The organism is Kribbella pratensis, from assembly GCF_004365355.1.
Taxonomy (GTDB): domain Bacteria; phylum Actinomycetota; class Actinomycetes; order Propionibacteriales; family Kribbellaceae; genus Kribbella.
The window spans coordinates 2,490,762-2,511,705 of the sequence record NZ_SODP01000001.1 but is presented as its reverse complement, the minus strand read 5'-3'; the positions used below and the strand labels follow the sequence as shown (position 1 = coordinate 2,511,705).

The 20,944-nt window shown below is 68.4% G+C and carries 23 protein-coding genes; 18 read left to right on the top strand and 5 right to left on the bottom strand.

Annotated features, from left to right (window positions below):
* Positions 1–120 precede the first annotated feature (120 nt).
* The 3 genes from EV653_RS11880 (at position 121) to EV653_RS11870 (ending at position 2,621) form a co-directional block, all read left to right on the top strand.
* On the top strand, positions 121–1,419 hold the full coding sequence (locus EV653_RS11880; protein ID WP_202871556.1) for a diacylglycerol/lipid kinase family protein: 1,299 nt from the start codon (positions 121–123) through the stop codon (positions 1,417–1,419).
* A gap of 46 nt (positions 1,420–1,465) precedes the next feature.
* A complete protein-coding gene (locus EV653_RS11875) occupies positions 1,466–2,101 on the top strand; it encodes a phosphatase PAP2 family protein (RefSeq protein WP_166679363.1) in 636 nt (211 codons plus the stop codon).
* Between the two features lie 79 nt (positions 2,102–2,180).
* Entirely contained in the window at positions 2,181–2,621 is a 441-nt protein-coding gene (locus tag EV653_RS11870; protein ID WP_134101534.1) for a DUF7144 family membrane protein, read from the top strand.
* A 24-nt stretch (positions 2,622–2,645) separates the two neighbouring features.
* On the opposite strand, the gene EV653_RS11865 is transcribed toward EV653_RS11870, so the two are convergent.
* On the bottom strand, positions 2,646–3,263 hold the full coding sequence (locus EV653_RS11865; RefSeq protein ID WP_134101531.1) for a hypothetical protein: 618 nt from the start codon (positions 3,261–3,263) through the stop codon (positions 2,646–2,648).
* 9 nt (positions 3,264–3,272) lie between these two features.
* Positions 3,273–4,433 carry an AI-2E family transporter gene (locus tag EV653_RS11860; RefSeq protein WP_134101529.1) on the bottom strand — a complete coding sequence of 387 codons (1,161 nt, stop codon included), beginning with the start codon at positions 4,431–4,433 and terminating at the stop codon, positions 3,273–3,275.
* Between the two features lie 241 nt (positions 4,434–4,674).
* Between EV653_RS11860 and EV653_RS11855 the strand changes: the two genes are divergently transcribed.
* The 7 genes from EV653_RS11855 to EV653_RS11825 all read left to right on the top strand — a co-directional run bounded on the left by EV653_RS11855 (position 4,675) and on the right by EV653_RS11825 (position 11,439).
* Positions 4,675–5,085, top strand: coding sequence for a DUF7144 family membrane protein (locus tag EV653_RS11855; RefSeq protein WP_134101526.1), 411 nt, complete (start codon positions 4,675–4,677; stop codon positions 5,083–5,085).
* On the top strand, positions 5,069–7,126 hold the full coding sequence (locus EV653_RS11850; RefSeq protein ID WP_134101524.1) for an alkaline phosphatase family protein: 2,058 nt from the start codon (positions 5,069–5,071) through the stop codon (positions 7,124–7,126). Before EV653_RS11855 ends, EV653_RS11850 begins: the two co-directional genes overlap by 17 nt.
* A 63-nt stretch (positions 7,127–7,189) precedes the next feature.
* The gene (locus EV653_RS11845) at positions 7,190–8,785 is read left to right on the top strand and encodes a phospholipase D family protein (protein WP_134101521.1); all 1,596 of its coding nucleotides are present in this window, start codon (positions 7,190–7,192) and stop codon (positions 8,783–8,785) included.
* A gap of 1 nt (position 8,786) precedes the next feature.
* The gene (locus EV653_RS11840) at positions 8,787–9,875 is read left to right on the top strand and encodes a hypothetical protein (RefSeq protein ID WP_134101518.1); all 1,089 of its coding nucleotides are present in this window, start codon (positions 8,787–8,789) and stop codon (positions 9,873–9,875) included.
* 88 nt (positions 9,876–9,963) lie between these two features.
* Positions 9,964–10,530, top strand: a complete 567-nt coding sequence (locus EV653_RS11835) for a hypothetical protein (protein ID WP_134101515.1) — start codon at positions 9,964–9,966, stop codon at positions 10,528–10,530.
* Positions 10,527–11,009, top strand: a complete 483-nt coding sequence (locus tag EV653_RS11830) for an RDD family protein (RefSeq protein WP_134101512.1) — start codon at positions 10,527–10,529, stop codon at positions 11,007–11,009. The genes EV653_RS11835 and EV653_RS11830 overlap by 4 nt, the downstream gene beginning before the upstream one ends.
* A 10-nt stretch (positions 11,010–11,019) precedes the next feature.
* A complete protein-coding gene (locus EV653_RS11825; RefSeq protein ID WP_134101509.1) occupies positions 11,020–11,439 on the top strand; it encodes a DUF7144 family membrane protein in 420 nt (139 codons plus the stop codon).
* A 34-nt stretch (positions 11,440–11,473) separates the two neighbouring features.
* Here the strand turns inward: EV653_RS11825 and EV653_RS11820 are convergent, their stop codons facing one another.
* On the bottom strand, positions 11,474–13,933 hold the full coding sequence (locus EV653_RS11820) for a helix-turn-helix transcriptional regulator (protein ID WP_166679362.1): 2,460 nt from the start codon (positions 13,931–13,933) through the stop codon (positions 11,474–11,476).
* Between the two features lie 399 nt (positions 13,934–14,332).
* On the opposite strand from EV653_RS11820, the gene EV653_RS11815 reads away from it, so the two are divergent.
* From EV653_RS11815 to EV653_RS11795, 5 genes are all read left to right on the top strand, one after another.
* Positions 14,333–14,599 (top strand): hypothetical protein, encoded by a 267-nt coding sequence (locus tag EV653_RS11815; RefSeq protein ID WP_134101504.1) that lies wholly within the window; start codon positions 14,333–14,335, stop codon positions 14,597–14,599.
* Positions 14,586–14,849, top strand: coding sequence for a hypothetical protein (locus tag EV653_RS11810; RefSeq protein WP_134101501.1), 264 nt, complete (start codon positions 14,586–14,588; stop codon positions 14,847–14,849). Before EV653_RS11815 ends, EV653_RS11810 begins: the two co-directional genes overlap by 14 nt.
* Before the next feature lie 101 nt (positions 14,850–14,950).
* The gene (locus tag EV653_RS11805) at positions 14,951–15,397 is read left to right on the top strand and encodes a DUF6325 family protein (RefSeq protein ID WP_134101498.1); all 447 of its coding nucleotides are present in this window, start codon (positions 14,951–14,953) and stop codon (positions 15,395–15,397) included.
* A gap of 10 nt (positions 15,398–15,407) precedes the next feature.
* Positions 15,408–15,707: an SHOCT domain-containing protein gene (locus EV653_RS11800; protein ID WP_134101495.1), complete on the top strand. Its 300-nt coding sequence runs from the start codon at positions 15,408–15,410 to the stop codon at positions 15,705–15,707.
* A 9-nt stretch (positions 15,708–15,716) separates the two neighbouring features.
* The gene (locus EV653_RS11795; RefSeq protein ID WP_134101493.1) at positions 15,717–17,288 is read left to right on the top strand and encodes an MFS transporter; all 1,572 of its coding nucleotides are present in this window, start codon (positions 15,717–15,719) and stop codon (positions 17,286–17,288) included.
* Here EV653_RS11795 and EV653_RS11790 read toward each other — a convergent pair.
* The gene (locus EV653_RS11790) at positions 17,272–17,808 is read right to left on the bottom strand and encodes a potassium channel family protein (RefSeq protein WP_134101490.1); all 537 of its coding nucleotides are present in this window, start codon (positions 17,806–17,808) and stop codon (positions 17,272–17,274) included. The genes EV653_RS11795 and EV653_RS11790 overlap by 17 nt on opposite strands.
* A gap of 141 nt (positions 17,809–17,949) precedes the next feature.
* Between EV653_RS11790 and EV653_RS11785 the strand changes: the two genes are divergently transcribed.
* Positions 17,950–19,443, top strand: coding sequence for a DUF2252 domain-containing protein (locus tag EV653_RS11785; protein ID WP_134101488.1), 1,494 nt, complete (start codon positions 17,950–17,952; stop codon positions 19,441–19,443).
* 42 nt (positions 19,444–19,485) lie between these two features.
* On the opposite strand, the gene EV653_RS11780 is transcribed toward EV653_RS11785, so the two are convergent.
* Positions 19,486–19,866, bottom strand: a complete 381-nt coding sequence (locus tag EV653_RS11780) for a PLDc N-terminal domain-containing protein (protein ID WP_134101485.1) — start codon at positions 19,864–19,866, stop codon at positions 19,486–19,488.
* Between the two features lie 162 nt (positions 19,867–20,028).
* Between EV653_RS11780 and EV653_RS11775 the strand changes: the two genes are divergently transcribed.
* Positions 20,029–20,595, top strand: coding sequence for an HdeD family acid-resistance protein (locus EV653_RS11775; protein ID WP_166679361.1), 567 nt, complete (start codon positions 20,029–20,031; stop codon positions 20,593–20,595).
* A 129-nt stretch (positions 20,596–20,724) separates the two neighbouring features.
* Positions 20,725–20,922 (top strand): three-helix bundle dimerization domain-containing protein, encoded by a 198-nt coding sequence (locus EV653_RS11770; RefSeq protein WP_134101478.1) that lies wholly within the window; start codon positions 20,725–20,727, stop codon positions 20,920–20,922.
* Positions 20,923–20,944: the final 22 nt, after the last annotated feature.

The following is a 20,944-nucleotide window of genomic DNA, read 5'->3' as shown; positions in this document are numbered from 1 at the left end:
CCGGGGCCGGATCATCCCGGCTGTGGGATGCCCCGGGGGTGGAGGCCGCACAGGATGGGCGTGGCGTCGTGACTCGGCGCCGAAGCGGAGATTCTGAGGCGGGCCGATGGGGTGGAACTCGTGAGGCGCCGGATGGCGGCGGTGGTGGCTCTGGTCGTCGGGGCGGCGACGCTCGTGCTTGCCGTGACGGTCGCCGTGATTCATTTCCCGCGGGGACTCGTTGTGTTGGGCTGCGTCGTGATCGCTGCCGTCGCGGCCTGGTTCGGCCTGTTGCGACGAGGGATCGCGCGCGTGGTGGGGCTGGCCGTGGCCGCGCTGGCGCTTGCCGGTGCGGTGATTCTTCTTGTCGTGGGTGGGAAGTTCGGCCTCGATCTGTTCGTCGTGGTGGGGCTCCTCGTCACCTTGGCAGCGACTCGAGCCAGCTTTGCCGCCCACGTGGACCTGGCGCGCGTTGCGCCGCCGGAGCATCCGGTGCTGTTCTTCAATCCACGGTCCGGCGGGGGGAAGGCCGCACGCTTCGCCATCGCCAAGGAGGCGCGCGACCGCGGGATCGAGCCGATCGAGCTGAAGGCCGGGGACGACCTCGAAACCCTGGTCCGCGACGCGGTTGCCCAGGGCGCGGACGGACTCGCGATGGCCGGCGGGGACGGATCGCAGGCGATCGTCGCCGCGATCGCGGCCGAACGCTCGCTGCCCTATGCCTGCATCCCGGCGGGGACCCGCAACCACTTCGCGCTCGATCTCGGGGTCGACCGTGACGATGTGGTCGGTGCCCTGGACGCCTTCGTCGACGGCGGCGAGCGGGTGGTGGACCTCGCCGAGGTCAACGGCCGGGTGTTCGTCAACAACGTGTCGCTCGGCCTGTACGCCGAGGCCGTGCAGCGCAGCGGGTACCGCGCCGCCAAGATCCGGACCCTGCTCGATACCGTGCCGGACGCGCTCGGTGCCGGTGGCAGCGAACTCGACATGCGCTGGACCGGGCCGGGCGGTGACGGACACCGCGGCGGCGCGGCCCTCCTCGTGTCCAACAACCGGTACCGGCTCGGTCGTGCGGTTGGCTCCGGCACCCGTCCGCGCATCGACGACGGCGTACTCGGCATCACCGTCATGGGGGCGTACGCCGGCGGCGAGCAAGGGCACCGCCAGCGTCCATGGCGCGAGTGGTCGGCTCCGTCCTTCGAGGTCGATGCCGATCGCCAACTACCGGCCGGCGTCGACGGGGAGGCGCTCGTCCTCGACACGCCACTGCAGTTCCGGATCCGGCCCGGAGTTCTCCGGGTACGCATCGCGCAGCACCATCCCGGTTCATCGCCGTCGGCGCTCGCTCCCGAAGGCCTTCGGGACGGCTTGGCCGAGCTGGTGCGCATCGCGCTCGGCCGGGACCGGGCAGCAGCAAGCTCAGCTCCCCGGAGGCACTGATGGACCTGATCGAGGCCGGGCCCACAGTGGTGACGGAAGCCGCTGCGTGACCGACTCGCCGCACCGGATCGCCGGCTACGACCGCGCCGTCTACCGAACGGTGGCGCGGCTGTCGACGCCGGTCCTGGACAAGCCACTGAGGCGGGTGTCCGATCTCGCCAACTTCTCCAAGCTGTGGTTCCTGGTGGCCGGCGCCGTTGCCCTGTGCGGCGGCCCGCGCGGCCGTCGCGCTGCGTTGGCGGGGCTCACCGCGATCGGTGCGACCTCCCTCGTGGTGAACCAGCCGATCAAGAAGCTGGCGGGTGAACGCCTCCGGCCCGACCGGCCCGGCCTCGGCGTTCCGGCACAGCGGTGGGTGCGCATGCCCTCCTCGGGATCCTTTCCGTCCGGGCACTCCGCGTCCGCGGCGGCCTTCGCGGTCACCGTCGGAGGCCTGCTGCCCGGGCTCAGGCCGGCGCTGCGGTTGGTGGCGTCGGTCGTCGCGTTCTCCCGGGTGTACACGGGTGTGCACTACCCGAGCGACGTTCTGGTCGGGGCAGCGGTAGGAGCGCTGTTCGGGCGGTTGGCCGCCCGGCTGGCGCTCCGCCGCTGGCCACCACCGCAGCCGAACGACAAGTGCTCGCACTCCGGGGCGAGGGCACGTAGGGAGACGCGGACACGGCGAAGTACAGGTCCGCAGTAGCCCGAGCACCGCCGGCGTCTCACCCTCGGAGGACGATGCGGTGCCGGGGATCGGCAGGCATCGTCGGTCAGGAAGCTGGATGACCAGGAGGGCAAGCACGATGACGTACAGCGACCTGGACAACTCGGATTCACACAAGCACGTCCCGAGCGGGGCGGTGGGCGGCATCGCGTTCGCCGGGTTCACCCTGCTCATCATCGGCACGTTCTCCACGGTCGCCGGGCTGGCCGCGATCCTCGACGACGATTATCTGGTCGTCAAACGGCGCTACGCCTTCGACCTCTCCACCACTGCGTGGGGCTGGATCCACCTGGTGCTGGGGATCGGCGCCATCCTGGTCGCGGGCGGCGTCTTCGTCAACAAGGCCTGGGCGGGAACGGTTGCGATCATCGTCGCCGGGCTGATCGCGTTGGACTTCTTCTTCTTCATTCCCTACCAGCCCGCGTGGTCGCTGGTGGTGATCGGGCTCAGTGCGTGGATCATCTGGTCCATCACACAGGCCCGGGGGAGCGATGTCTGACTCCCCGGCGAGACCTGTGGGAGATCAGGATCTGTGGTGCACACCTGTCACGTGCCGCCGTGGCCAGCGCGCGTGACGGCTGAGGGCGCGGACGGAGAACTCGCCCAACTGATAGTGCGGGTCGGGTGAGCCGGCGGGCGTCTCGGGCGAGCCGAAGGCGACATCCTCGATGGTCAGCCGTGATCCTCGACTCAACGCATCGTGGTAGCCGACGAGCCGCCGGTCCACCCGCAGGTACGTCTTGCCGCTGGTGTGCCAGTCGAATCCCAGTTCCACGAAGCCCGAGCTGGGGTTCGGCAGCTGGCCGATGTCGTGCCAGACCCGGTGGACCCGGACGCGGACCAGGGCCTGGAACGTGGTCAGCGGTTCGAGACTCAGCATGAACTCCTCGCCGAGGCGAATGATCCGCACAGACGAGCTGACGGCTCGGGCGGGGTGCCTGAACCGCACGCTGCAGCTGACTCCGATCACATCGATCAGAGGCGGTTCCAGGACGTACTGGAGAGTGCGGCCCGGTGCGATCAGGATGATGCCTTCGGACGGGCTCAGCGCGAGCGAGCCCGGCGACAGGCGCCCGGGCAGGCCTTGAATGGATCCGGGGTTGCGGTCCGCGAACTCGTGCAGCAGAACTGAGCGCCACATGGGATCTCCTCATCCGACCTGTTCGGCGGGGACTTCGTCCGGGGGAAGCTCCGCGGGCGCTGCCGGCGGAGCGTCTTCCGGGACCGGGCCGCCGGAGATGAGGCCGGCGAGCCAGTGCGTGGAGGGGGCGGCGTCGAGGAGCAGCGCCTTGACCAGGAGCGACAGCGGAATGGCCAGCACGGCGCCCAGCGGACCGAGCAGCCAGGCCCAGATGACCAGGGAGAGGAAGGTCAGGGTTGTCGACAGCCCGACCGTGTCGCCGACGACCTTCGGCTGAATGACCGACTGGATGATGAAGTTGATGACGCTGTACGCCACGATCACCCACAACAAGGTGGCCCAGCCCTGGTCGAGAAGTGCCAGCAGGGCGGGCGGGATCACGCCGATGAAGAATCCGACGTTGGGGATGTAGTTGGTGATCAGCGCGAGCAGTCCCCACAGCCAGGGCAGCGGGATGTCCAGCACGTAGAGGACCGCGACGTCGAACACTGCCACGATCAGGCCGAAGACCGTGGAGACGATCAGGTACCGCGTCGTACCTCGCGTGAAGCCGGTCAGAGCGGCGATGACGTCCGGCCGGACCTGTGCCGCCTGCTTCAGACGGGCCGAGAAATCCGTGGCGTCGATGCCCATGAAGAACAGTACGGCGACGGTGAAGGCCAGGAGCGAGACGACCCCGAGGAGTCCGCTCAGCCAGCCTTGCAGGGTGTCGACGAACTTCCCGATGTCGAACTTCTGCAGGGCAGCCTGGAGTTGGTCCTGACCCACGCCGCGGTCGGCCAGCCAGGCGCGGGTATCCGCGACCAGCTCGGCGAACTTGTCCTGATAAGTGGGCAGCAGGCCCGCCAGTTCGGCGACCGAGTAGGCCAGCATCGCCGCGACTCCGAGCAGGAAGGCGTTCACGACGACCAGTGCGATCAGGCCGGCCAACCATCTCTTGACGCCTCGCCTGATCAGCGACCGGCGCAGTGGACTGACCGCGATCGTGAGGACGAGCGCGAGGAAGACCGGACCGACGATCTCCGCGAAGCTGCGTACTCCGGCGGCCGTCACGACTGCGGCTCCGGTGCCGAGGAGGACGACAACTCCGCGCGGCAGCGTCTCCGGGGCGGGCGCCTGGTCGGCTGCCGGCACCCTGCCGTCGGGGGAGCCCGTGGAGCCTGCGGACATCGTCGCAACCTCCCTGTCCGACCGGCCTGGGCTTCGAAGATCGCTCAGATCGTCGTAGGCGGGCATCACCCACCTGGGATGAATCCTTCGCCGGGCCGGAACCGTGGGGTCCCGCGGAACCGCCCTGGTGCACAGGCCCCGGATGTCGTCCGCCAAGGGTGACGCACCGACGGTCGGCGCGGTCCTACTGTCGACGCGCACTCGACGTACGTCGAGGACCTGGCAGGAGAGGTGGACACAGATGACCGACGACCGCGCTGTCAAGTCGCAGGCCGACTCGGGCTGGGCGATGGCCGGAGTCGCCTTCGCCGCCACGATGATGCTGATGATCGGCGGCTTCCAGGTGATCATAGGCCTGGCCGCGATCCTGAACGACGACTACTTCGTGCGGGTCAGGGGCTATGCCTTCAACCTGGACATCACCGCCTGGGGATGGATCCACCTGATCCTCGGCCTGGCGCTCATCGCGGCCGGGATCGGCCTGTTCTCCCGAGCGGTCTGGGCCGGTGTCGCCGCACTCTTCCTGGTGGTGCTGAGCGCGATCGACAACTTCTTCTTCATTCCTTACCAGCCGTTCTGGGCGCTGCTGCTGATCGCGCTCGACGTGTGGATCATCTGGGCGCTGACGCGTCCGCGTGCCCTCCGTACGTGACGGCCGGACGACCGTGTCCACGCCGCTGGTGCGCGCCGGCGATCTCGGCCGGATCGTCGCCACCTATGTCAGCTCGGTCCTCGCCCTCGCGTTCGCGGCCGCCGTGCTGCCCGGTCTCCGGTTCTCGTCGTTTCCGCAGCTGCTCGCCTCGGCGGCGGCGACGTTGCTGGTCGGTGCGCTGGTGCGCCCGTTGCTGGTCGCCGCGAGCGCGGCGGTCGGATGGCTTGCGGTACTCCTCGTGGCGGTGCTCGGACAGGCCGTGATCCTCGCGGCGGCGCTCATGTTGATCCCGGGGGTGGAGGCGGACTCGTTCTGGGTCGTGCTCGCGGCGGCGTGGATCGCCGCGGCAACAGCGACGATCGTGGCGTGGCTGTGCACCTCCGGTACGTCGGAAGCCTTCACAGCGGCCCTTGTCCGCCGAACCAGGCGGCGGCAGAAGCCGGTCGACGATCCAGCGGCTCCCGGCGTCATCTTCGTACAGCTCGACGGCGTGCCCTTCCCGGTCCTGCGCTGGAAACTTCTCGCCGCCACCCTGCCCACGATGGGGCGCTGGATCCGCGAAGGTGGCTATCGGCTGGTGGAGTGGACCCCGGTGCTGCCGCCCACCACGCCCGCCAGTCAGTTGGGGATCCTGCACGGCCGCATCGACGGCGTACCCGCCTTCCGTTGGTACGACCGCGCGCTGGGACGTGTGCTGGTGAGCAACCGGACCGCTGATGCGGCCGAGATCGAGCGCCGGGCGTCCGACGGCCGCGGTCTGCTGGCTGACGGCGGCGTGAGTATCTCGAACCTCTTCAGCGGCGACGCCGAGCGGTCGGTGCTGACCATGAGCAAGATCGAGCTCGCCCGCGGTTCGGCCGACACGCGTCGCCGCGCTGCCTGGTATCTCGCCCGGCCGGACGGTTTCGCCGGCAGCCTGGCCGGGGCGGTCGCGGAGATCGCACGGGAGAGGTTCGAGTCGCGCCGGCAACGCCGTCTCGATATTCGCCCGAGGGGAGAGCGTGGCTGGTTATTCGCGGGGATGCGGGCGGTGACGAACGTCGTCCTGCGCGACCTCAACACCGCACTGGTGGCCGAGGAGATGATGCACGGCACGCGGGTTGTCTATGTCGACTATGTCGACTACGACGAGGTGGCCCATCACGCCGGCGCGTTGCGGCCGGAGTCGCTGAGCACGCTGGATCGGCTCGATCGTGTTCTGGCGTGCTTGGAGGCCGTCGCCGCGGCAGCGCCGCGGCCGTACCGGCTGGTCGTCCTGTCCGACCACGGTCAGTCCCAGGGCACGATCTTCGCCGATCGGCACGGGATCGACCTGGCTGCGGTCTGCTCGCAGCTGACGGCAGCACGGGTCGAAACCGTCGAGCAGTCGGTCGAGGGCTGGGGCCGCCTGAACGGCCTGCTGGCGGATCTGGCCGACGGCGGCTCCGGTACCGGACGGGTGGCCCATCATGCGGCGCTGCGGGTACAGCACCGCGCCGCACCGCCGGCGGTCACCACGCATTCGGAGCTGGTCGTCCTCGGGTCGGGCAACCTCGGCCTGGTGTACGTCGCCGAGCAGCAACGGTTGACGATGGAGGAGATCACCGGTCGCTGGCCGGCTCTCATCCCCGGGCTCGTCAACCACGACGGGATCGGCTTCATTGCGGTGATGAGCACCGAGCACGGGCCGCTGGCACTCGGGCCGTCGGGTGTACACCGGCTGTCCGACGCGAAGGTGACCGGCGTCGACCCGCTGGCGCCGTTCGGGCCGCATGCCTCGGCAGACCTGCTGAGAGCGGTATCGATGCCCGAGGCACCCGACCTGTATGTGAACAGCTCGGTCGACCAGGACACCGGCGAGGTCTCCGCGTTCGAGGGTCTGGTCGGCTCTCACGGTGGACTCGGCGGGTGGCAAGGACGGGGGCTGCTCCTGGCTCCGCCGGACCTGGTGATCCCGGACCGGCCGATCCGCGGCGCGGACGAGCTCCACCGGGTGTTCGTCAGGTATCTCGAACAGCTGGGTCAGCGCAGCGGGCTCTCCCGCGATACCGCGGACGTATGAGGTAGCAGATGCGGCCAGTGGTGGCCGGCCAACCGCTCACCCACTCGACGGAGGGATGTCACGATGATCGACGACACTGCCGGGCAGTGGTTCCTCCGACCGGACGAGCGCGGCAATCCGGGAACGGACATCGACCGGGTGGGAGACGTGGACGGGTCCTGGGTCGACGGCAACCTGGTCCGGCCGCTGATCCACGGGGCGACCTACTTCCGTCGCTTGTACGAAGAACTGTGCGCGCTGCGGCCCGGTGACAGGGTCTATTTCACCGACTGGCGTGGCGACGCCGACGAGAAGTTGCTGCCCGACGGTCCGACGATCGGAACCGTGCTCGCCGATCTGGCCCGATCGGGGATCGAGGTCAGAGGGCTGCTCTGGCGTTCGCACTCGGATCACCTGCGGTTCAACGCACGGGAGAACCAGCGGCTGGGGACGAAGGTCAACGAGGCCGGCGGCGAAGTGCTGCTTGACCAGCGGGTCCGGCATCTGTCCTCGCACCACCAGAAGCTGTTCGTGATCCGGCACAAGGGCCGGCCGGAACTGGCTGTCGCGTTCGTCGGCGGCATCGATCTGTCCCACCAGCGCCGTGACGACGGCGAGCATCTGGGGGATCCGCAACAGGCGCCGATGGATCCCAGGTACGGCGACCGCACGCCCTGGCACGATGCGGCGCTGGAGATCCACGGACCGGTCGTCGGCGATCTGCTCCGCACCTTCGTCGAACGCTGGGACGACGGTCACCCGCTCGACCGGCGGACGCCGTACCGGATGATCGTCCAGCGACTCGCTCGGATGCCGCGCCATCCGCAGTCGCTGCCGGAGGAGTTCCCCGATCCGCCACCGGCCGGGCCGCACGCCGTACAAGTCCTGCGAACGTATGCCCGCAAGAGTCCGGGTTATCCGTTCGCGCCGCAGGGGGAGCGGAGCATCGCCCGGGCCTACGGCAAGGCGTTCGCCAGGGCCCGCAAGTTGATCTACCTGGAGGACCAGTACCTGTGGTCCGAGCTGATCGCACAGGGGATCCACGATGCCCTCGAGCGCTCGCCCGACCTCCGCGTGATCATCGTCGTGCCGCGGTACCCGGATGCCGACGGCCCGGTGACCGGCCCCCCGGAACGCTTCGGTCAATTGCGCGCTGTGCGGATGCTGCGCCGTGCCGCGCCCGCCCGGGTCGGGATCTACAACCTGGAGAATGCCGCAGGGGCGCCGATCTACGTGCACGCGAAGATCTGCATCGTGGACGACGTCTGGTTCACCTGCGGCTCGGACAACTTCAACCGGCGTTCCTGGACCAGTGACAGCGAACTCACCTGCGCGGTCCTGGACCCGACTCCCGACGACCGGGATTTAGTTGCTGACGGCACCCGTCGGCTCGCCCGCGACCTGCGGCTCGAGGTGTGGTCGGAACATCTCGGGTCGCCGCGCTCGAGTCTTGCGCAACTCGACCTGTTGACCGGGTTCGAGCTGTGGCGCCGCACCGCCGCGGAGCTGGAGGCCTGGTACGCCGGTGGCAGGAAGGGTCCGCGTCCACCCGGAAGGATCCGTCCGCACGAGACGCAACCCCTGACCCGCTTCCAGGCGCTCTGGGCCGAACCGCTGTACAGGCTGATCTACGATCCCGACGGCCGCCCCCGCCGGATGCGCCGGAATGGGGAGTTCTGACATGAGTGTCGAGTTCGTGTTCTGGGTTGTGGTTCTCGCGCGCTTCACGCTGCCGCTGCTGATCCCGTTGTTCCCGTTGCCGGCGATCATCGCCTGCCTGCTGCTCGACGGCGTCGACCAGACGATCTTCCAGACCTTCGGCTACGACCCGCCGAACTACCAGAGCTACGACAAGGCGATGGACGTGTTCTACCTGTCGATCGCCTACCTCGCGAGCCTGCGCAACTGGACCAACCCGGGCGCGGTCAAGATCAGCCGGTTCCTGTTCTTCTACCGTCAGATCGGTGTGGTGCTGTTCGAGCTCACCGGGTTACGGTTCCTGCTGCTGGTGTTCCCGAACACGTTCGAGTACTTCTTCATCGCCTACGAGGGCGTGCGCACGCGGCGGAACCCGATGCGGTACGGGTTCCGGTTCTGGGTCAAGGTCGCGGCCGGAATCTGGATCTTCGTCAAGCTGCCGCAGGAGTACTGGATCCACATCGCCCAGCTCGACCTCACCGACACGATCCGGGATGTTCCGTGGTTCCTCCCGACGCTCGTCGTCGCCGTCCTCGCCCTGCTCGCGGTCGTGTTCTTCTTCGTCCGTCCGCGGCTGAGTCCGGCCGACTGGACCTGGCGGTTCCGCGCCGATCCGCTGCCCGAGGGAATCGACGACGCCCGCGAGCGTGCGGCGTACCAAGCAGCGCACCGGAAGGTCTTCGACCTCGCGACGCTGGAGAAGGTGTTCCTGATCGGCCTGATCAGCGTGATCTTCGGCGAGGTGCTGCCCGGCGTCGAGTCGAACAACCTCGAACTGTTCCTCGGCATCGCGGGCTTCGTGGTGATCAACTCCGCGCTCGGTCTGTGGGCCGCGAAGCGCGGCTACTCCTGGAACTCGGTGGCGGTCTCGTTCGGGATCGTCTTCGCGACGAACGTCGTCCTGGTGGTGCTGGCCGACGTGCTGCTGTCCCGGGGCCCGGGCCGGCTGGACCTGACGGACGCGCTGTTCTTCGTCCTCCTGTTCAGCATCCTCACCACCCTCTACGATCGCTACCGCCCGATCGCCGACTATCGCCTCGCCGCCGCTGCCCGGACCGAAGCCGAGCGCTGACTCGCCGGGAACCGATGCCGACTGACGGTCAGGTGGTTCCTCCGCCATGGATGAGGTGGTGCCCGGCGCCGAGACGGAGCATGGTCACGTGGGTACTTCAGAGCAGTCCGAGAACCCGCCTGACGCGCCCCCGGCGAGCCAGGACCCGAGCGTCGTGCTCGACGCGGCCGTCGGAGCCGCGGCGCTGGCGGCGGCCGCCGCACAGTTGGTCGGACGCCGGGTCGGGCAGGCTGTCAGCCCGGTCCGACGCCGGGTCGGGGGAGTGCTCAGCCCGGTAGCTGTCGTGATCCTGCGGCCGCCCATGCTGGCGGAGCGTTACCAGGCAGCCACCTGGCTGGAAGGCCTGGCCAGGCGCGGTGGCCAAGGACGGGCGGAGTTGGCGCGTCAATTGTCGGTCGCGCTGGACCGGATGGTTCCCGCAGTCGCGGACGAGGTACTGGCCCGGATCGACATGGCCGGGCTGGCCGAGGGGGTCATCGCGGAGGTGGATCTGGCCGAGATGATCCGGCAGTCCACCGGATCGGTTGCGTCCGACACTGTCCGTGGCGTACGCATGCAAGGCATCTCCGGCGACGAGGCGGTGGGACGGGTGGTGGCCCGACTGAGGCTGCGGCGGCCCCGCGCCGAACCCGAGATGACGCCCCAGCAGCCATGAGAACGGACGTGCCGGTGTGGGTCGTTCCGCGGGAGGGGCTGCAGTACCAGGGACGACGGGCGGGACTCGTGACCCGATCGATCGCCGGTGTCATCGACGGGGTCGTCGTGGTGGTGGCGGTACTGGCCGGCTATGTGGGCGTCAACGGACTCCGGTTCCTCGTGCGTCCGCGAACCTTCCAGTTCAGTGAGGCATCGCCGCTGCCGAGCGTGGCGATCTTCCTGCTGGTTCTGGTCGGCTACTTCTTCGTCGCCTGGTCGATCACCGGGCGGACCTACGGCTGCCACCTGATGGGGCTGAGGGTCGTTGGCCGTCGTGGTGGACGGCCGGGTCCCCTCGTCGCGCTGCTGCGCGCCCTGTTCTGTGTCGTGTTCCCGCTCGGACTGCTGTGGTGTGCCGGCGGCCGCCAGCACTCTGTGCAGGACGTCGTCCTGCGTACGTCGGTCATCTACGACTGGAGACCCGGATCGCCACGATGAGGAGTTGACCATGTCGGACATCGACAGGCGCGTCGCTGCGCCGCGAGGGGGCTGGGTTGGCCCGATCGTCTTCGCCGCGGTGGTGATGATGGTGATCGGCGTCATGCACGGCTTCGAGGGGATCGTCGCCCTGCTGAACGACGACTACTACCTGGTGCCGAAGAACGGCCTCGCCATCCACATCAACTACACCGGATGGGGATGGTCGCATCTGATCGTCGGCACCGCCGTCCTTGTGGCCGGGTTCTGTGTCCTGCTCGGTCAGGTCTGGGCGCGGGTCGTCGGGGTGATCCTCGCGGTCCTCAGCATTCTGATGAACATGGCGTTCCTCGCCGCATCTCCGGGCTGGACCACGATCATGATCGCTCTGGACGTCCTGGTGATCTGGGCGCTGACCTTCCACGGTCGTGACGTCCGGCCCAGGCACTGAGCCTGCCTGAGCCTGAGCCGGACGGACCGGTGGACTAGGCCTCCGGGCGTGAGGGGAGCAGTCCCAACTCCCACGCCCGCCGAACGGCCTCGTTCCGGCGTGATGCGCTCAGCTTGCGCAGGATGCTGCGGACATGGCTCCGGACCGTGTTGACGGAGACGTACATGGTGCGGGCGATCTCCTCAGTGGTGAGCAACTCGGCGAGGTACTCGAGCACCTCCTGTTCCTTGCAGGTCAAGGCTGCGGTGACGACCAACTCGGGTCGTGACACTGCCCAGCGACCGGCGGTGCGGTCGCGACCACGAGGGCCGGGCGCGCGGAGCCAGGGGTGCTGTCTCATCAGATCGCCCGTGGGCTGTAGCAGTGTTCGCAGCGCCGGCGGCGCCTCCGCGAACGGGCGCCGGAGCTGCTCGGGTGCAGCCAGTCTGAGGGCCCTTTCCAGGCAAAGTCCGCTGCGACCACTGTCTCCGGTCCTGATCGATTCCGCGGCCTGGACGAGCCAGCCGTCCACCTGAGTTTCGAGTGCGACGACGCGCTCGGTGTCCGGGAGAGGGTGAGCGGGCGACGGCTCGCCGGCCTCGGCAGCTGCTCGCTGCAGCACCAGACGCGATCCGACCTGGTCCCGGCCCGCGGACTGCTCGATCTCTGTGATGGCCTCTCGTGGCCGGTGTTGTGCCACGAGCATCTTCGCCTCGTCGATGGTCAGGGCCTGGCCGAGCCAGCCACCCTGCGCGCCGTAACTGTCGCGGGCAGCCCGGAGTTCCGCGGCGGCGCCATCGAGGTTGCCGCTCGCCCGCAGCAGCCTGGCCCTGACCAGCGCGAGCGCGGCAGCGAGAACTCGCGCGTCGTGGGTGGGTACGGTGTCCGCGGCACGCTGCACCATCTCTTCGGCGCTGGGTAGATCACCCCGGTCGGTGTGCACCCAGGCCTCGGCCACGATCGCGGACTGGGGCAGTTCCGCCCCCGGTTCGGCCACCGACGCCGCGTGCGCGACAACCTCCCCGGCTCGCCGCAGATGTCCCCAGGCCGCTTCGACCAGCGCGGCCATGCCGAGGAAGTCGACGAGGGCGTCCCGAGCACCGTTCTCCTCCGCGAGCGCGATCCCTTCGGTGAAGGCTGCCAGGGCTGCCGCGAAGTCTCCGCGCTGGAGCAGGACGCGGCCCTTGCTACCGGCCACCAGCAGCCTCGGCTCGAGATGCGCCACGGCCGGTGATGCCGATCTCAGGTCGGCCTCCGCGATCAGGACCGGGACCAGCCCGCTCTCAGGACATTCGCTGAGGCTTGCGCACACCGCTTGCAGCACCCTGATGGCGGACTCGGCCGGGTGCCGCCGGGCGGAGGCCTGATGGTCCAGCAGATCTATGGCCCTGCCCAGTTGGGACGTGCAGCGCTCGACATCGAACTCGGCCAGCGCGCGGGCGGCGCTGATGATCGCGGCCTCGGAACCGTCCAGATCGTCGGGAAAACCGTCGAACAAGGTTGTCAGTTGCTGTCGCCGGCGCCCGACGAGGAGACCGGCGACCTCGTGGTACTCCACCAGGTACCGGGCCGCGTCCTGCCACTCACCGGCCGTGACGGCATGGTGGATCGCCTGCAGCGGCTGACCGTTCTGGGCGAACCAGGCCGCGGCATCGCGGTGGAGTGCCGGGGCCAGGGCAGGCATCTCGAACAGCAGTTGCGCGCGAAGGAACTCGCGGAACAGCGCCTGGTAGCTGTAGCCGTCCGCTGTCCCCGGGACGGGCTGGATGAACGAGTTGCCGTGGGAGAGGAACTGTAACGAGCGACCGGCAGAAGCCTGGCCGGTCAGGATCTCGGCCAGCGCCGGCCGGACCTCGTCGACGATGCAGGTCCGGAGCAGGAACTCGCGCAGCTCCGGCGGCTGGGCATCGAGTACCTCGGTCATCAGGTACGCCGCCACGTTCCCGGTGTCGCCACGGAACTCCCGGATGACCCGCTCCGGGTCGGCCTTCCCGGTCAGGTTCATCGCGGCGAACATCAGGGCGGCCGGCCAGCCGTCGGTCCGGGCGTGCAGTTCGGCGAGTTCCGACGTTGTCAGCTCGAGCTTGTGTCCGCGCATCAAAGCCGAGGTCTCGTCGGGGGTGAAGGCCAGCTCAGCGGCCCGGATCTCCGAAACCGTGCCTGCCAGCCGGTAGAGGTGCAAGGGCAGAGGCGGGTCGGACCGGGTCACCAGCACCACCCGGACGCGTCCCGCACTGCCGTGGATGAGGCGTTGGAGGCTCCGCCCGATCTGGGGTGTCACCGTCAGGTCGCCGCAGTCCACCACGAGCACCAGCACGGTGCGGTCGCGGCGGGACAGATCGTCGCGTACGGACTCCAGCAAGGCCGGGGGATGTTCACTGGTCGCATCCAAGGCGATTCGCCTGACAACGGCGGGACCCGGGTACTGCGCTGCCCACGACTTGAGCAGCATCGTCTTACCGAAGCCTGCCGGTGCGACGACCAGCGTGAGCGGTCGCTGAACCGCCAGGCTCACCCGGTCGACAAGCCGTGGCCTCGGCACGGTCCCGGGTGGCGTAGCCGGGTTTCGGGGTCCGGATCTCTGGCGACCGTAGACGGGCGCATCCGGTGACGCGCTGCGCCGGCCCTCCGCCCCTGCGTGCTGCTCGCTCGGCATGTCCCCTCCTAGCGACGTGCGACATCACGGAACGCTGGGGAGGCGGTGCGCAACGAATCGCACCCTTCGAAGAAATCACGGAATATCCTTTAAAACCAGCGTTTTTCGTCCGATTGCCGGACTATCTGAGACTTCGCGGTTTCGCCTCGCGTGGGCGGTGGAACCTGCGCGCTGCGGCAGTTCACCCCACAGGGATGAAGCCGTGACACTCGACCTTTGCGAGCGTCGAACGCACACGTTGGGAACGGAGTGGGTTCGATGGTCGACGCGACGTACGAGATCCGCGTGGCCGGCGCCGTACCCGAAGAAGACCTTCGAGACATGGAAGCCGTCACGCTGGCAGTCGACCAGGTGAGCACCGTCGTGTACAGCATCCCCGACGAGTCGGCGCTCTACGGTCTGCTCGCCAGACTCCGGGCCCTGGGCATCGAGGTCGTCGAGGTTCACCGGATCCTGGGCGCTGCGTCGGAACCGAGAGAGTGGATCGACATCGATCCGGAGGGGGGAGACGATGGCAGCGCATGAACGCCGCGGCCCGTCGTACCAGGTTGCCGTGCAGGGGGAGCTGAGACCACCCGTTCTCGTCTTCTGCGCGGGTCCGCGGGCTCATCACCAGACGTCCGGAGTCTTCCGGTTGCAGGTCCACGACGAGCAGGGAATTGCCGACCTGGTCGCGATGCTCCAGACCGCGGGCATGATGATCCTGAGTATCCGGCAGGTCACCCCGGCCGTCGTTGCAGGCGACGTCACCACCTCCGCGAGCGTGTCCTCCTGAGCTCATCCCGCGTGGGTGATGACGGCGCCCGCAGTGCGAGGGAACGTGGCGATGAACAGGACGCAGAGTCGCTGCGAGATCCGTGTGGAGGATGGAGAGTCATGCCAGACACAGAGGTCCATGGGCCCATCGACTACATACTCATCGAGTTCACGGGCGACAAGCTCACCGGTAGAGCGGCCGAGGAACTGGTGAACCTCGTCGAGCGCGGCATCGTCCACGTGTACGACGTGATGGTGGTCGGCAAGGATGCCAACGGCTCCATGTACATGGTTGACCTGGCCGAGTCATCGGGTCAGGCCGGCGGCTTCGCCGACCTCAACGGTGCCCGGTCGGGAATCCTGGCCGAGGACGACCTCAGCGAGGTGGCCGGCGCGATGCAGCCCGGCAGCGTGGCGGCGCTGATCGTCTACGAGAACACCTGGGCGATCCCGTTCGTCGCGGCCGCCCTGGAGTCCGGCGGCCAGATGATCGCCGGCGGGCGTATTCCGGCCCAGGACGTGATGGACGTCCTCGAGGCCCTGGAAACTCTGGAATCGACGAGTTGAGGAGCCTGACATGCCACTGTTACGAGGATTGGCGAGGACCGCGGCCGTCGCGGGCACCGCGACGGCTGTCGCGGGCCGGGTGCGGCGCCGGCAAGATGCCAAGTTCGCCAGGCAGGACGCCGAGGCCGCACCCGCCGCCGCACCGGCGGAGGCACCCGAACCGGCCCCTGCATACGCTGCGCCGGAACCGCCGCCGGACAACACGGCCGACCGCTTGGACCAACTCAAGTCGTTGGGCGAACTGAAGCAGTCGGGTGTTCTCACCGAGGCGGAGTTCGAGGCGCAGAAGGCGAAGATCCTCGCGGGCTGAGGACTTGCCATGACCGAGGAGACACGGAGCGTTCCGGCGGGGACGGCGGCCAATCCAAGGCTCGCCGTCCTCTTGGCGATGGCGATGTTCGTGCTCGTCGTGGACACCTCGCTGATGAACGTGTCCATTTCCTCGGTGGTCAAGGACCTCGACACGACGGTGAGCGGCGTACAGTCCGCCATCGCGCTCGAGGCGCTGGTATCCGCGGCCTTCATCCTGATCGGGAGCAAGGTCGGTGATCTGATCGGGCGCAAGCGCGCCTACCTGCTCGGCCTGCTCGGCTACGCGATCGGCGCGCTGGCGATGGCCTTGGCCCAGAGCCTGACCGCGATCATCGTGTTCTGGGCCCTGATCGGTGGCCTCGGGGCGTCACTCCTGCTGCCCGCCATGCAGTCCCTGATCCACGGCAACTTCGAAGGCGCGGCTCAGGTGAAGGCCTATGCCATGGTCGGGGCCGCCGCGGCGCTGGCTGCCGCCGTCGGACCACTGCTCGGAGGATTCATCACCACCTACCTGTCGTGGCGGATAGCGTTCCTGCTCGAGGTTCTGGTGATCGCGATCGTGGTCACCGGCCAGCATCTCGTTCACGACGTGCCGTACACCGGTTCCCGGCGCGTCGACGTCGTCGGCGCCATCCTGTCGGTCCTCGGCATGGGCGGCATCGTGCTGAGCGTCCTCGTGTGGCAGGAAGGCGGGGAGTTCGTCGGTCTGATCATGGCCACGGGCGCCATCGCCCTCGTGGCGTTCATCCGCTGGCTGGTACGACGTAAGCGGCAGGGCAAGCCGACGCTCCTGGATCCGGGCCTGTTCAGTTCCGCTGTCTATCGACTCGGCATCTCCGGTCAGATGCTGCAGCAGATCGCTCTGGGCGGCACCATGATCGTCCTGCCGATCTATCTGCAGATGGTCCTCGAGTACAACGCGATGCAAGCGGGCCTGTCGCTGGCACCGCTGTCGCTCAGCATGTTCGGGACGGCGATCCTGGCCGAGAAGAAGGCGGGCGGGCGACGCCCGGCCAGCATCATCAGGTGGGGATTCACGTCGCTGACCGTGGGCCTGCTGCTACTGATCCCGATCGTGCCCCGGGCTGACTCCGGCTGGATTCTGATCGGGCCCCTGATCATTGCCGGTGTGGGGCTGGGGCTGTTGGTCTCGCAGCTGAACAACTACACGCTCGGGCCGATCTCGGAGGAACGGGTCAGCGAGGCGGCCGGCGTCAACTCGGCGGCGGGATCGTTCGGGCTGTCGTTCGGGCTGGCATTCGCCGGTGCCATCATGCTGGCCGCGCTGTCGTTCACCTTCACGAAGCTGGCGGATTCGAGCACGGTCCTCCCGCCGGCGCAGCAGGAGCAGGTCGCCCAGGCGCTGGAGGACGATGCGGAGGTGATGAGCAACACCGAGCTCGAGACGCAGCTCGCCAAGCAACCGCCGGCGATCCGGGACGAGATCATCCGCATCAACACCGACGCACGGCCGATCGCCCTTCAAGTAGCGCTGGGGATTCCGATTCTCGCCGGCCTGGCCGGGTTGCTGAACTCGTTCCGCATGGTGCGGGCGACGCGCGTCACTCCCGATGACTGAGGCTGTGCTGGATGGCACCGAAGAGGGTGCGAGCGACAAGACCGACGACGACGAGATCACCGATCATCTGCACGGTGGCCACCGCGCGGGCGGATTGTGACACCGCCACGATGTCGCCGAAGCCGACGGTCGCGAAGACGGTCACGGTGAAGTACGCCGCATCGAGCCGGCTCAACGGCTCGGAGAAGTTCGCGGGCTGAGCACGTCCCATCAGGAAGTACGTCGTGGCGAAGACCGTGAGGAACAACGGCACCGACGTCGCCAGCGCCCCGACCGCCCTGAGACGGGGATAGGGCGAGCGGGCGATCTCGCGGATCTGCCATGCCAGCAGGACCGCCACGAAGACGAGCCCGCCGACCAGGGTTATCACTGCCGCGGCGCCGTCCAGGCGCAGGGGAAGGAGGAAATAGCCGGCAACGATGACCACCGACACCAGCAGCGAACGCAGCAGCGATGCCGCGGCGACGCGGCGGCGGGTCCGCGGAGGGAGCTGGGCGTAGCCGGCGTCGCGATTTCTCACACCGTCAGTGAAGCCCGAACCCGCCTCGGCCGGTTCATCCGGCGGGGGTGATGCCTGCTGAGTGCCCCGGGTGTTGGCTGAGGCCCCTGGGGGATCAGAGTCTGCTGACCTGGCGTGAACCTGTCCGGAGGGAAGAGCAGCATGAGCGCACGGATCACGATGGTGGGGGCCGGGAAGGCGTCACCGGCACCGGGATCGGCTCGTGCCGACGGTGGACCGGCGTACGCTTCCCGTCGTCTCGCTCCGGCCGACCGGGCCCGCCTCGGACTCGCAGCGCGGGCAGCGCTGCCGCCTCGCGAGCAGGCGCAGCTGGTCCTACCCTCCAACCGTCCGGATCCGGTCACGCTGCTCGAGCGGCAGGCCCGGTCCCGCATCGCCGAACTTGTGCCGGTGCGGCACGGCAGGATGATGGTGTCGCCGCTCGCCTTCTTCCAGGGCAACGCCCTCGGGATGGCCACCGACCTCGGCGCGGCACCGGTATCGGGTCTCGGCGCGCAGCTGTGCGGTGACGCCCACCTGTCGAACTTCGGAGTGTCCGTGTCGCCCGAACGGCGACTGCTCTTCGACATCAACGACTTCGACGAGACCGTCGCCGGTCCGTGGGAGTGGGACGTCAAACGTCTCGCCGCGAGCCTGGCGGTGGCCGGCCGCGGGAACGGGTTCTCGCGGAAGGAGCGCCGCAAGTGCGTCCTGGAGAGCATCCGGCGCTATCGCGATGCCAGTGCCGAGTTCGGGACCATGCGGGCTCTGGACGTCTGGTACGCCCGTGCCGACATCGATGAGGTGGAGGCGGCACTCCGCAGCAAGATGACCTCGAGCCGGCGCATCAACGTCGACGAGACCTTGCTGAGGGCACGCGGCAGCGGGAGCCTCAAGGCCTCCGCGAAGCTGACCGAGATGACCGACGACGGCGTCCGGCTGAAGGCCTACCCGCCGTTGATGGTTCCGATCGCCGAGTGCCTGCCCGACACCGACCGGGAAGAGCTCGAGAGCGGGGTCAAGGAGCTGCTGACCCTCTACCGCCGGTCGTTGCCACCCGAACGGCGGGACCTGTTCGACCAGTTCGAGTTCGTCGACATGGCCCGCAAGCTGGTCGGGGTGGGCAGCGTCGGCACGCGGTGCTGGATCGTGCTGCTGCGCGGCAGGGACGACGGCGATCCACTTCTCCTCCAGGTCAAGGAGGCCGAGCCCTCGGTGCTCAAGACGATGGTGCCGACCGTGCTCAGGCAGCGGTCCGCTCCCCGTAACGAGGGGGAGCGCGTGGTGGTGGGGCAGCGTCTGATGGAGGCAGCCAATGACGTCTTCCTCGGCTGGCAGCGGGTCGCAGGCTTCGACGGCCGGACTCGCGACTTCTACGTCCGGCAGCTGCGGGACACGAAGGTTTCGGCCGCGGTGGAGAAGATGGACCCGCGCACCATGACCATGTACGGCCAGCTGTGCAGCTGGACGCTGGCCAGGGCCCACGCCCGATCCGGTGACCGGATCGCGCTGGCGACGTACCTCAACAGCGACGACGCCTTCCCCGAGGCGATGGCGGAGTACGCCGAGGCGTATGCCGACCAGAACGAGCGCGACTACCGGGTGTTCCTGGATGCCGTCAAGAGCGGCCGCCTGGACGCGGAGAGTGGCTTGTAGCGAAGTCTGGTCGGCATTACGCGGAGAGCAGCGGACGACGGGTCAAGCGGCCAGGGCCTTCGCCTTCAGGGCGTCGAACTCCGCCTGCGAGATCTTGCCGTTCTCGAGCAGCGAGCTGGCCTGGGCGATCTGGTCGGTCGGACTGGCCGAGGCCGCGACCTGCTTGATGTAGTCCTCCTGCTGGCGCTGCAGGTCGGCGCGCCCGGCAGCCTGCCGCTCGGCCATACCCCTGCCGCGGACGATGACATAGATCAGCGCGGTGAGGAAAGGAAGGAAGAGAAGGGCGAGAAGCCAGATCGCCTTGACCCATCCTGAGGTCGCCTTGTCGCGGAACAGGTCCGTGATGATCGAGAACAGCATCATCAGGTAGGCGACGAACGCGAAGCTGATGATGATGAACCACACAATGTCCCAGAAACTCATTGCAGCGTCCTTTCTCGGGTGCGCGAAACGCGCGTGATCAACCCTGGCGTCTCGCGGGCGGGTCGTCCTCACCTCTCGGGGATGATCTTCCGGGCCTCGATCCGGACCAGGATGAGCCTGATCGCACAACCTGTCGTGTGCGCCGGCCGGGGAGGTCTGGACATGGATCGGGAGCTGTTCACGTCGAGCTGGAAGATGACGGTGGTCCGCGGAGCGGTCGCCGTCGTGTTCGGGATCGTGGCGATCGCCTGGCCGATCGAGACCGGGCTCGCCCTGATGCTGCTGTGGGGATTCTGGGCGTTGCTGGAAGGCATCAGCCTGCTGGTGCAGGCCGTTCGGCCCAGCGAGCAGGGAAGCCGGTGGGGGCGCGCGCTGCTGGGCGTGATCGCGCTGATCGTGGCCTTCTTCGCCATCTTCAGTCCGGGCGTGACCGCGCAGGCACTGACCTGGATCTTCGGCATCTGGCTCATCGTCCGTGGAGTGTTCGAGGCCTTCACGGCGTTCAGCAGCTACCGGCTCACACCCCGCTGGCTACTCCTCCTGGGGGCCGCGCTGTCGATCCTCCTGGGCGTGTTCTTCGTCGCCAACCCCGGCCGCGCCGCGGTGGGCATCGCGGTCTGGCTCGGTCTGATCGCGTTGTGCTGGGGCGTGGTCTTCGTCGTGGCCGGTTTCCTGAACCGCCGTGAACACCGCTGGCCGGCTGCCCCCGCCAACCCCGCACCCGCCTGAGTGCGGGGACCTCGGCCGCCTCGGTCCTGGAGAGTTCGAGGGGCGCGCACCTCATCCGTGGCGAGTGATTAGTGCGCCCATCACCGCGGGCAGGTTGTGTGCGGGATGGTCGGAGTTCATGGTGGAGGTATGAACACTGCGGATGAGGACCGCGCGATCGGTGAGGTGGTCGAGCGGCTCGCCAAGGCGTTTCCGAACGTCGGAGTGGACAAAGTGGCCCAGGTGGTGAGTGACACCCGGCCGGAGTTCGCGGATGTCCCGATCCGCGACTTCGTGCCGTTGTTCGTCGAGCGGGGCGCCAAGCAGCGGTTGCGGGAGCTCGCGTAGTCACGAATCCGGCGGGAGAGGA